This window comes from Desulfobaculum sp. (assembly GCF_054921475.1).
In genome coordinates this window covers 1-10,640 of the sequence record NZ_JBUDSW010000119.1, presented here as the reverse complement: position 1 = coordinate 10,640, position 10,640 = coordinate 1, and the positions used below count along the sequence as shown (strand labels likewise).

General features: G+C 62.9%; 10 protein-coding genes and 1 riboswitch. Of the genes, 7 read left to right on the top strand and 3 right to left on the bottom strand.

The features are described 5' to 3' along the window. Positions 1–32: 32 nt before the first annotated feature. The 7 genes from ACY69P_RS09265 to ACY69P_RS09235 all read left to right on the top strand — a co-directional run bounded on the left by ACY69P_RS09265 (position 33) and on the right by ACY69P_RS09235 (position 7,301). A complete protein-coding gene (locus ACY69P_RS09265) occupies positions 33–929 on the top strand; it encodes a CoB--CoM heterodisulfide reductase iron-sulfur subunit B family protein (RefSeq protein ID WP_462327255.1) in 897 nt (298 codons plus the stop codon). Between the two features lie 22 nt (positions 930–951). Then, complete coding sequence (locus tag ACY69P_RS09260; protein ID WP_462327254.1) at positions 952–2,910, top strand: 4Fe-4S binding protein; 1,959 nt, start codon at positions 952–954, stop codon at positions 2,908–2,910. Then, positions 2,898–3,407, top strand: a complete 510-nt coding sequence (locus ACY69P_RS09255; protein ID WP_462327253.1) for a hydrogenase iron-sulfur subunit — start codon at positions 2,898–2,900, stop codon at positions 3,405–3,407. Before ACY69P_RS09260 ends, ACY69P_RS09255 begins: the two co-directional genes overlap by 13 nt. Beyond that, positions 3,400–4,356 carry a 4Fe-4S dicluster domain-containing protein gene (locus tag ACY69P_RS09250; RefSeq protein WP_462327252.1) on the top strand — a complete coding sequence of 319 codons (957 nt, stop codon included), beginning with the start codon at positions 3,400–3,402 and terminating at the stop codon, positions 4,354–4,356. Before ACY69P_RS09255 ends, ACY69P_RS09250 begins: the two co-directional genes overlap by 8 nt. Continuing rightward, positions 4,356–5,429, top strand: coding sequence for a 4Fe-4S dicluster domain-containing protein (locus ACY69P_RS09245; protein ID WP_462327251.1), 1,074 nt, complete (start codon positions 4,356–4,358; stop codon positions 5,427–5,429). Before ACY69P_RS09250 ends, ACY69P_RS09245 begins: the two co-directional genes overlap by 1 nt. Then, positions 5,426–6,280, top strand: a complete 855-nt coding sequence (locus ACY69P_RS09240) for an FAD/NAD(P)-binding protein (protein ID WP_462327250.1) — start codon at positions 5,426–5,428, stop codon at positions 6,278–6,280. Before ACY69P_RS09245 ends, ACY69P_RS09240 begins: the two co-directional genes overlap by 4 nt. A 160-nt stretch (positions 6,281–6,440) precedes the next feature. Next, positions 6,441–7,301: a hypothetical protein gene (locus tag ACY69P_RS09235; RefSeq protein ID WP_462327249.1), complete on the top strand. Its 861-nt coding sequence runs from the start codon at positions 6,441–6,443 to the stop codon at positions 7,299–7,301. On the opposite strand, the gene ACY69P_RS09230 is transcribed toward ACY69P_RS09235, so the two are convergent. The 3 genes from ACY69P_RS09230 to ACY69P_RS09220 all read right to left on the bottom strand — a co-directional run bounded on the left by ACY69P_RS09230 (position 7,295) and on the right by ACY69P_RS09220 (position 10,155). Then, a complete protein-coding gene (locus tag ACY69P_RS09230) occupies positions 7,295–7,492 on the bottom strand; it encodes a hypothetical protein (RefSeq protein ID WP_459899230.1) in 198 nt (65 codons plus the stop codon). The two genes, ACY69P_RS09235 and ACY69P_RS09230, sit on opposite strands and share 7 nt — an antisense overlap. Before the next feature lie 284 nt (positions 7,493–7,776). Continuing rightward, complete coding sequence (locus ACY69P_RS09225; RefSeq protein WP_459899228.1) at positions 7,777–8,025, bottom strand: hypothetical protein; 249 nt, start codon at positions 8,023–8,025, stop codon at positions 7,777–7,779. A 51-nt stretch (positions 8,026–8,076) separates the two neighbouring features. After that, positions 8,077–10,155 carry a ribonucleoside triphosphate reductase gene (locus ACY69P_RS09220; protein WP_459899226.1) on the bottom strand — a complete coding sequence of 693 codons (2,079 nt, stop codon included), beginning with the start codon at positions 10,153–10,155 and terminating at the stop codon, positions 8,077–8,079. A gap of 170 nt (positions 10,156–10,325) precedes the next feature. Next, positions 10,326–10,482: riboswitch (cobalamin riboswitch) on the bottom strand. Between the last annotated feature and the right edge of the window lie 158 nt (positions 10,483–10,640).

Below are 10,640 nucleotides of genomic sequence, written 5' to 3'. Positions count from 1 at the left end.
ATATTCAAGCGCTACGCACAGGAGACGTCCAGATGAGCCGCTTCGCCTACTATCCCGGCTGTTCCGCAACGGGGACGTCCATCGAGTACGACGCGTCCACCCGCGCCATCTGCGAGCAGCTCGGCATTGGCCTTCAAGAAATTCCCGGCTGGAGCTGCTGCGGGTCCACCCCCGCCCACGCCGTAGACCCGGTCCTCTCGGCGGCGCTGTCCGCCCGCAACATCATGCAGGCAGGCACCATGGGGCTGGACACCATCACCACCCCCTGCCCCAGCTGTCTCAAAAACCTGCGCTCCACCAGACACAAACTGCAGGACGACGCCTTCCGCGCCAAGGTGGAGCGCCTTGTGGACGGCGCCATCCCAACGGACATCCCCATTGTCTCCGTGCTGCAAATCATCTTTGAACACATCGGCGCGCAGGGCCTGAAGGACCGCACCACAAAGCCCCTGACCGGCCTGAAGCTCGCCCCCTATTATGGCTGCATGCTCAGCCGCCCCAAGGAGCTGATGAACTTCGGCGACCCGGAAAACCCCATGTCGCTGGATGTGCTCATGCCCGCCCTTGGCGCGGAGATTGTCCCCTTCCCGCTCAAGACGGAGTGCTGCGGCGCGTCCCTTGGCGTCACGCGGCGCGGCGTGGTTACGCGGCTGTCGGGGCGCATCCTTGACGTGGCCGAATCCATGGGCGCGGACGCCATCGTCACCGCCTGCCCGCTGTGCCAGATGAATCTGGACATGCGCCAAGGCCAAATCAACCGCGATAACAACACCCGCCACAATATGCCGGTGTTCTACTATTCCCAGCTCATCGGGTTGGCCCTCGGCCTTGATGATGCCGCCCTCGGACTGGACAAGCTCTATGTCCCGCCCTTCAAGCTGCTGGACCGCATAGGTCCGAAGGCCGCAGACGCCAAGGCGACCGCCTAGGACACAGCGAGGAGAAAAACAGATGAGAATCGGAGTTTTCGTGTGCCACTGCGGCAGCAACATCGAAGGAACCGTGGACACGGCCAAGGTTGCCGGCGCCGCGCGCCTGTTCCCCGATGTGGCCTACGCAACGGACACCCTCTACGCCTGCTCGGAACCGGGGCAGGAGGGCATCATACAGGCCGTGCACGACCACGCCCTTGACGGCGTTGTCGTGGCCTCCTGCACACCGCGCATGCACGAGGCGACCTTCCGCAAGGCCGTCCAGCGCGCGGGGCTGAACCCCTACATGTTCGAAATGGCCAACATCCGCGAGCACGTCTCGTGGATTGGCAAGGACCGGGACGCCAACACCGCCAAGGCCACGGACCTTGTCCACATGGCCGTCGCCAAACTGCGAAACGACAGCCCGCTGTCCTCTTCGCAGTTTGATGTGACCAAGCGGGTCATGGTCATCGGCGGCGGCGTGGCTGGCATTCAAGCCGCGCTGGACTGCGCCGAGGCGGGCCTTGATGTGGTGCTTGTGGAGCGCACCCAGACCATCGGCGGCAAAATGGCCAAGCTGGATAAAACCTTCCCCACCGTGGACTGCTCCAGCTGTATCCTTGGCCCGCGCATGGTGGAAATCGCCCAGCATCCGAACATCACCCTCCACGCCCTGTCCGAGGTGGAGCAGGTGGACGGCTATGTGGGCAACTTCACCGTCAAGGTGCGCCAAAAGGCGCGCTACGTGAACTGGGACGCGTGCACCGGCTGCGGCCTATGCATGGAAAAGTGCCCGGCCAAAAAGACCGAGGACCCGTTCAACGAAGGCCTCGCCCCCACCACGGCCATTGGCATTCCCTTCCCGCAGGCCATCCCCAAAAAGGCCGCCATCAACCCGGAATTCTGCATCAAGCTCACCAAGGACAAATGCGGCGCATGCGCCAAATTCTGCCCCACGGAAGCCATCGACTTCACCCAGCAGGACGAAATGGTCACCGAGCACGTCGGCGCCATCATTACGGCCACGGGCTATGACCTCTTTGACCACACGCGCTACGGCGAGTACGGCGGCGGCCGCTATCCGGACGTCGTCACCTCCCTGCAATTCGAGCGCATGCTGTCCGCCTCCGGCCCGACGGGCGGACACATCAAGCGCCCCTCCGACGGCAAGGAGCCACGGGACATCGTGTTCATCCAGTGCGTCGGCTCGCGCGATAAATCCGTGGACCGGCCCTACTGTTCGGGCTTTTGCTGCATGTACACGGCCAAGCAGACCATCCTCGCCAAGGACCACCTGCCGGACTCCCAGTCCTATGTCTTCTATATGGACATCCGCGCTCCCGGAAAGAGCTATGACGAGTTCGTCCGCCGCGCGCAGGAAGAATACGGCGCGCGCTACATCCGTGGCCGTGTGTCCATGATTTACCCCTCCGGGGACCGGCTCATCGTACGCGGTGCGGATACGCTTATGGGCACGCAGGTTGAGGTCGAAGCCGACCTTGTGGTGCTGGCCGTCGGGGCCGAGGCCGCCAAGGGCGCGCCGGACCTCGCGGAAAAGCTGCGCATCTCCTACGACCATTACGGGTTCTACATGGAAGGTCACCCCAAGCTCAAACCCGTGGAAACCAACACCGCTGGCGTCTTTTTGGCCGGCTCCTGTCAGGGGCCAAAGGATATCCCCTCCTCCGTGGCGCAAGGCAGCGCCGCCGCCTGCAAGGTGGTGGGCCTGCTGTCCAAGGACAAACTGGAGAGCGACCCGCAGGTTTCGCTGGTGTCCATGTCCCGCTGTGTGGGCTGCGGCAAATGCGAGTCCACCTGCCCCTTCGGCGCCATTGAGATGACGGACTTCCGCGGCCAGACCAAGGCATCGGTCATTGAAACGGTGTGTCAGGGCTGCGGCATCTGCACCTCCACCTGTCCGCAAGGGGCCATCCAGCTCCAGCACTTCACAGACAACCAGATACTCGCCGAGGTCAATGCGTTATGCCAGGTCTAAACGGCAAGGAACTGCGGATCATAGGCTTTTTGTGCAACTGGTGCTCCTACGGGGGCGCGGACACCGCCGGTGTTGGCCGCTTTAGCCAGCCAACGGACCTGCGCGTCATCCGCGTACCCTGCTCCGGACGCATGAATCCGCTGTTCGTGGTCAAGGCGCTGCTCAGCGGCGCGGATGGGGTGCTGGTCTCCGGCTGCCACCCCAACGACTGCCACTACTCCAAAGGCAACTTCTACGCCCGCAGACGGCTGGAAGCGCTCAAGTCCTTCCTGCCCATCATCGGCATTGCGCCCGGACGCTTTGAGTACACGTGGGTTTCGGCCTCCGAGGGGCAGCGCTGGCAGCAGGTGGTCACCACCTTCACCGAGCAGATTCACGCCCTCGGTCCCATCCCCACCTTCTCCCCCGGCGAGGCGGGAGCGGAGCTTGCCCGCTTCCAGGCCGCCACCGAGGCGCAGATGCCCGTCCACGCAGAAAAGGAGCCGCACAGTGTCTAAGCTCGATACCCTCAAGGACGCCATCCGCGAAGCCCTGCCCCGGCTGGATGTCGTGCTGGCGTGGGGCACGGGGCCGGACGCCCTGCACGCCGCGCCCCTGTTTATCCGCACGGAGGCCGATCTGGACCGCATGGTCCTTGGCCCCACGTGCGTGCACAACCTCGCCCGCTACCTCACGGACCTGCGCGGGCAAAAGGTGGGCATCGTCGCCAAGGGCTGCGACAGCCGCACTATTGTGGAACTCATTCAAGAAAACCTCATCGACCGCGACGAGGTGACGGTCTTTGGCCTCAGCTGTAGCGGTGTGGTCAGTCCGGCGGAGGTGCTGCGCCTTGCCGGGTGCGGCCACGCGGACGCCATCAGTATGGACGGGGACGACGTCACCGTCACCTGCGGCGCCGATACCCACGTGCTGCGGCGCGAACAGGTGCTGGCGGAAAAGTGCCGCTCCTGCGCCTATCCGGATGCCCTGCTGGCCGACGAATTCATTGGCGAACGCAGCGGCGCGGTGGACGCCCCGCTCGCGCCCGGACGCACCCTCGCCATGCTTGAAGATATGGACGAGCCAGCACGCTTCGCCTTTTGGGAAGAGCAGATGTCGCGGTGCATCCGGTGCTACGCCTGCCGCAATGCCTGCCCGCTGTGCGTCTGCCGCGACCAATGCGCCGCGCAAACGCGCGACCCGCACTGGGTCACGCAGGAGGACCACCCGCGCGAAAAGCTGATATTCCAAATCATGCACACCCTGCACACGGCGGGGCGGTGTACGGAATGCGGCGAGTGCGAGCGCGCCTGCCCCATGGACATCCCCATCCTGGCCCTGCGCCAAAGGATGAACCGCGAAATCCACCGCCTGTTTGACTACGCGGCGGGGACGGACACCACCGCCACACCGCCACTGCTCGATTTCCGCGAGGAAGAACCCACAATCAAGGAAAGGAGCTGGTAATGCCGACGCCCAAGTTCCTTGCCACGGAGAAGCTTCTGCCGTGGCTGACCCGGCAGGCCGCAGACCGCCGCGTTCTGGCTCCGGTCCGGGAGGGGGAGGCCGTTGTGTTCCGCCCCTTTGCCTCGGACAGAACCCTGTGCCTTGACCAGCCCGCCACGGTCTCGCCCAAGACGGCGCTCATCCCGCCCAGCGAAACCCTTATGGCCTACCGCTACGTCAAGGACCCGGAAAACCCGGACAAGGTGGTGCTGGACGTGCACGAAACCCTGCACACCACGCCAACGCTCCTGTTTGGCGTGCGCCCCTGCGACGCACGCGGCGCGGCCGTTATTGACCGCGTTTTTGCGGACCCGGAGAATCCGGACAAATACTACACCGCGCGGCGCGACACTACCGTGGTGGCCAGCATTGCCTGCACCACCCCCGCGCCCACATGCTTCTGCAACTGGACCGGCGGCGACCCGGCTGGCACCGAAGGCTCAGATATCCTGCTAACGCCCGTCACCGGCGGCTACCTTGCCCTCGCCCTGACTCCGCGCGGCGAGCCGTTCCTTGAGGACGAAAACTTCACCGCGCCGCCCGAAAGCGCGCAGGATGAAGCCGAAGCCGCCCACGCCACCGCGCGCGAGGCCCTTGGCGAAGCCACGGACCTGACGGGCGCGCCCGAGCACATCGCGGCGCTGTTTGACCACACCGAGCTGTGGCAGCAGGTTTCCGACAAATGCCTCAGCTGCGGGGTGTGCTCCTATGTGTGCCCCACCTGCTACTGCTTCAACATCACCGACGAGCCAAAAGGCTCCACCGGTACACGCGTGCGCTCGTGGGACAACTGCATGTCCGCCCTGTTCACGCTGGAAGGAAGCGGACACAACCCGCGCGCGGACAAGAGCCAACGCTTCCGCAACCGCGTGGGGCACAAGTTCGCCTACTACCCGCAAAGCCACGGCGGCGAGATCGCCTGTGTGGGCTGCGGGCGGTGCATCCGCAGTTGCCCCGTTTCCATGGACATACGCGAAGTCTTATGCGGCGTGCTCGCCCATGAGCCGCACACCGAGACGGAGGCGCAATCATGACCCATATGCCGCAAAAGAACATGGCCAACCTCTACCTGCCGGACATGGCGACCATTCAAGAGGTCATCGACGAAACGCCCAATATCAAGACCTTCCGCGTCACCCTCAATAATGAGGACCGCATGAAGGCCTTCACCTTCGAGCCGGGGCAGGTCGGCCAGCTGTCGGTGTTTGGCGTGGGCGAGGCAACCTTTGTCATCAACTCCTCACCGACGCGCATGGACTATCTGCAATTCTCCGTCATGCGCGTTGGCGAGCTGACGGGCAAGCTGCACCAACTGCGCGCCGGCGACCAGATTGGCGTTCGCGCGCCCCTTGGCAACTGCTTCCCGTATGAGGACATGAAGGGCAAGGACATCGTCTTCGTCGGCGGCGGCATCGGCATGGCGCCCCTTCGCACCCTGCTCCTGTATATGCTGGACAACCGCGGCGACTACGGCGACATCACCCTGCTGTACGGCGCGCGCAGCCCACAAGACATGGCCTACCAGTACGAACTGCCGGACTGGCTGGAGCGCGGCGACCTCAGCACCATCCTGACCATCGACAATGAAGCCCCGGGCTGGGAGCACGAAGTGGGGCTTATCCCCAACGTCCTGCAGGACAAGGTCCACCCCGACCCGGCGCGCACCATCGCCGTCACCTGCGGGCCACCCATCATGATCAAGTTCACGCTGCAAGCGCTGAAGAAGATGGGCTTTGCCGATGAAAACATCATCACCACGCTGGAAAAGCGCATGAAATGCGGCGTCGGCCTGTGCGGGCGGTGCAATATCGGTTCAAAATACGTCTGCAAGGACGGCCCGGTCTTCTCCTATGCGGAACTGAAGACCCTGCCAGCAGACCTGTAGAAATGGGGGTCACGCGCGGCGGGTACGCATGGCCGCCGCGCGATTGGCATAGTAGGTGCGACTTCCGGTCCGCGGACGGCGGGGAGATTGAGGACTCGCCCCGCCGTTCGCCCGGAAGTCGGACGGACACCGCGCCACAGGGCGCGCAGAGGATAACGCCATGTTCTACGCCGATGAAGGCACGTTCGACACGCCCAGTTGGTACATATCCGGCCCCCATCCCGGCGACGCCGCCACGCAAAACGGCTTCACCCCGGACGAGAACCGCTTTCTGCGCATCACGCCCGCCTGCATTATGGCCTCCAGCCTGTTCCGCGCGGTGTGGGGCGGACGCAGGCCACATATGCACTGCCATCAGCTGGATATGCCAACGGCCACGCGCCGTTTCACCTTCACCGGCGAACGGTTCGACCAATTTGACCTAGACGTGCTGACGGCGTGCCTTGCCGCCGGAGACAGCGAGTCCGGCGACGGCATCGTCCGCGTGCACATGCCGGACATCCTCGCCACCCTTGACCTGCGCAGCCGCCAGGACAACCGCCGCCGCGTGCACGCCAGCCTGTCGCGGCTGGAGCATGCCCGCCTCTCCCTAGAGGACGCGCGCTACCGTATTTCCTTCCAAATGATGCAGAGCCTGCTGTATGACCGGATGGATGACACCTGCATCGCCCGCGTGCACCCCGCCGTGGCGGGCGCGTTTCACAACAGACCCGCCCTGCGCATGTTCCTGCGCGAGCGGGTCTTGCTGGCGCCCCACGGGCTGGCGAGATGGCTGCATGCCGCCCTTTGGGCCTGTGGCGGAAGCTGCGGCATTGCGCGCGACCGCCTACTTGGTTTGTGCGCCGTCCCCGGTGAGGAGGCGCGCCTTGATGCGGAGCTGGACGCGGCGCTCTCCCATCTCGCCGACGTCCACTTGCTCCATGAATTTCATGACCGGGGCCGCGTGCTTGTCATTAAAGGCAACCGGCACGGGGCACAGCGCTCCCGCACGGTCTTTTTCCCGGCCCCGCACCCTCAGTGAGACACACCGTCCTTGAGGTCAAACACAAACTTGTCCTCAACCGGGGCGTTCTCATAGTCCGTCCACTTCAGGTCGATCTTTTCAGCCATCAGCCAGCGGATCACTTCCGCGTGGCTCTGCGGGATACCCGGGTACTCGACAACTTTCGTAATCACCTCGTTAAACACCGTGATTTCGACTGCTATCTTCATCCTGTCCCCCTGGTGAAGCTTGTGCCACGCGCCCTCGCCAGCGCGCGGCGGACGTATCGACTCCCATCAAGGGTAACGCAATTCGCAGCTGTCCGAAATCCGAAATGCGCCGATGGGGCAAGGCTTTTCCCGAGTTCAACACATTTTGGAGCAAAAGCTGAACAATTCCGGCCGCCCCGTTGCGGCAAAAATCTGCGCCCCTTCCCTGCTGGGGCCGCACGCAAAAAGGGCCGGGAGGATATATCCTCCCGGCCCTTTCATTATTGCGGTATTTCTCGAGCGGGCTAGCTGCACTCTCCGGTGCCATTGCCGTTGCCGTTTTTCTCGGCCAGCTCATGGATTTCGTCGAGGGTTTTGCCGCGCGTGGTGGCAAGGCGTTGCCACTTTTTCTTTTCCTTTTTCAGCGCCTCCACGGTCTGCAACAGGTCGCGAATGGTATGCGCGGGATAGCCGTGCTTGGCGTACTGCCCCTTTCGCAATTCTTCATCGTTGCGCTGCCGGAGGGCGCGCAACTGCTGCGCACTGAGTATCATGCATGAACTCCTGTGAAAACGCTCTCGAAAAGGCCGCTGCTCTCGCCTGTGCTAGGCGCTGCACTCGCAGCCGCAGAAGGACTCCATAGCGTATTCCTTGCGGTCGCGATACTCTTCCTGCTTGCCTTTGTTCCAGCGGTTCACGGGACGGTAGTAGCCCACAACGCGGGTGTAGACTTCCGTATCCTCACCGCAGGTGGGGCAGGAGAAGTGCTCGCCGAAGATGTAGCCGTGCTCCTTGCACACCGAGAAGGTGGGCGTCACCGAGATATACGGAATCTTGGTGTTGGACATGGCGCGGAGGAGGTAGCTCTTCACGCTTTCCTCGGAGGGCGCGGCCTCGCCAAGGAAGGTGTGGAACACAGTGCCGCCGTTATACACGGTCTGCAGCTCGTTCTGGTGCTCCAGCGCGGTCACCACGTCGGAGGTGATGCCCACGGGCAGCAGCGTGGAGTTGGTGTAGTACGGCACATCCTGACCGGAGGTCTTGATGTCTTCGTACAGGTCCTTGTCGATTTTTGCCAGACGGTAGCAGGTGCCTTCGCCGGGGGTGGCCTCAAGGTTGTAGAGGTTGCCCGTCTCTTCCTGGAAGTCCACGATGAGCTTGCGCAGGTGCTTGAGCGTACGGCGCATCAGGCGCAGACCGGCTTCGCTCTCGATGCCCTTGCCAAGAAGGTTCAGGCAGGCCTCGTGGCCGCCAATAACGCCGATGGTGGAGAAGTGGCCCTTGTAGCCATTCTTCAGGTAGCGGCGCGAGAACGGGAACATGCCCGCCTCAAGGTTCTGGGTGACGAGCTTGCGCTTGTACTCCAGGGAATCCTTGGCAAGGCTGGCGTACTCGGCCACGAGGTCGAGGAAGTCTTCCTCGTTGTGGGCCAGATAGGCCAGCTTGGGCAGGTTCAGGGTGACGACGCCGATGGAACCGGTCAGGTCGCCAGCGCCGAACAGGCCACCGGTCTTCTTGCGGATCTCGCGCAGGTCCATCTGCAGGCGGCAGCACATGGAACGCACGTCCTCGGGGTTCAGGTCCGAGTTGATGAAGTTCTGGAAGTACGGCGCGCCGTAGCGGGAGGTCATCTTCAGCAGCAGCTTGCCGGACTCGGAATCCCACGGAAAGTCGGAGGTGACGTTGTACGTGGGCACCGGGAAGGAGAAGATGCGGCCGTCAGCGTCGCCCTCAAGCATCACTTCAAGGAACGCGCGGTTGATCATTTCCATTTCCTCGGCGTAGTCGCCGTAGGTGGAATCCATCAGCTTGCCGCCAATGATCACGGCCTCTTTAGCCATGTGCTTGGGCGGCACGAAGTCAAAGGTAAAGTTGGTGAACGGGCTCTGGCCGCCCCAACGCGAGGTGGTGTTCAGGTTGTGGAGCAGCTTCTGCATCTGCTGCTTCACGTCGTGGTAACTCAGGCCGTCCTCACGCACAAAGGGGGCGAGGTAGGTGTCCACGTTATTGAACGCCTGTGCGCCAGCCCACTCGTTCTGCAGCGTGCCGAGGAAGTTGACAATCTGTCCGCACACGGCGTCAAAGTGCTTAGGCGGCGTGGAGGAGCAACGGCCGCTCAGGTTAAAGCCTTCCAGCAGCAGATCCCTCAGGCTCCAGCCGGAGCAGTAGCCCGCAAGGCCGAAGGACAGGTCATGCAGGTGGAAATAGCCATGGTTGTGGGCCTGCCGCACTTCTTCCGGGTACTTTTCCAGCACGTACCGGGCCTGAACGGAACCGGCCATGTGCAGGATGAGCCCCTGAAAGGAATGCACCATATTGGAGTTCTCGTTCACGCGCCAGTCGGAGCGGTCCAGATAGCTTTCGATCATCTTGGAGATGTCGATATAGGCCTGATTCTGGTTGCGCATCTCGCGCCGCTTTTCGCGGTAGATGATGTAGCGCTCGGCCACGGAGTAGAGGCGGGCTTCCATCAGCACCAACTGCACAGTGTCCTGAACGTATTCCTGCTCCGGAACGTCCACGCCCTCGGCGTCGATATGCTCGGCAACCTTGCGGGCAAGGCGCTTGCCAAGGAGCGGGTCCTTGATGCCGCTGGAATTGAGAGCCTTCAAGATGGCGCCAGCAATGCGCTCCGTAGACCAGGTTTCAAGACAACCGTCGCGTTTGAGAATCTGTTTCGGCATCGGGTCTCCGCTGACGGCACAAAGCGCCGGATCGCACACGACAAAACACATGCGACCACGAAACTGCTTCAAGCCGTCGTGCCATGATTTTTACCCTGCGGCCCAAGATTTGCCGCGGGAGGGTTCGGGGGATGTATTTCTTGCCCGCCGTGGTATCCGCGTACCCCGGACGGTCAGAAACGCTTCAGGCAGGATGACTGGCTTTCCCTTCTCGCGCATCTCGGCGGCATGGCCGTGAAATGCTTGGAAATACAGCGGCGGGACCGCTCCGGACTCGCACCGGATTTCCATAATTGCCCTGTGGGCACCTGAAGTTCACTGCGTAATGAGTGAGCGGTACCTAGCAAAAACGTATATGGCCCTCAAGGCCGAATACTGCCAAATACTGCCCAAATTCAGGGAAAATTCTCAGCCCTCCACAGGGGCGAAAACCCTGTCTGGCACGGCTGACAGCGAGATGACACTCGCACCCCGCCCGGCAGGCG

Coding starts and splice junctions, on each gene's coding strand:
- ACY69P_RS09220 (WP_459899226.1), bottom strand. CDS start 10,155: ATGCCGAAACAGATTCTCAAACGCGACGGTTGTCTTGAAACCTGGTCT.
- ACY69P_RS09245 (WP_462327251.1), top strand. CDS start 4,356: ATGCCGACGCCCAAGTTCCTTGCCACGGAGAAGCTTCTGCCGTGGCTG.
- ACY69P_RS09240 (WP_462327250.1), top strand. CDS start 5,426: ATGACCCATATGCCGCAAAAGAACATGGCCAACCTCTACCTGCCGGAC.
- ACY69P_RS09230 (WP_459899230.1), bottom strand. CDS start 7,492: ATGAAGATAGCAGTCGAAATCACGGTGTTTAACGAGGTGATTACGAAA.
- ACY69P_RS09235 (WP_462327249.1), top strand. CDS start 6,441: ATGTTCTACGCCGATGAAGGCACGTTCGACACGCCCAGTTGGTACATA.
- ACY69P_RS09260 (WP_462327254.1), top strand. CDS start 952: ATGAGAATCGGAGTTTTCGTGTGCCACTGCGGCAGCAACATCGAAGGA.
- ACY69P_RS09255 (WP_462327253.1), top strand. CDS start 2,898: ATGCCAGGTCTAAACGGCAAGGAACTGCGGATCATAGGCTTTTTGTGC.
- ACY69P_RS09265 (WP_462327255.1), top strand. CDS start 33: ATGAGCCGCTTCGCCTACTATCCCGGCTGTTCCGCAACGGGGACGTCC.
- ACY69P_RS09225 (WP_459899228.1), bottom strand. CDS start 8,025: ATGATACTCAGTGCGCAGCAGTTGCGCGCCCTCCGGCAGCGCAACGAT.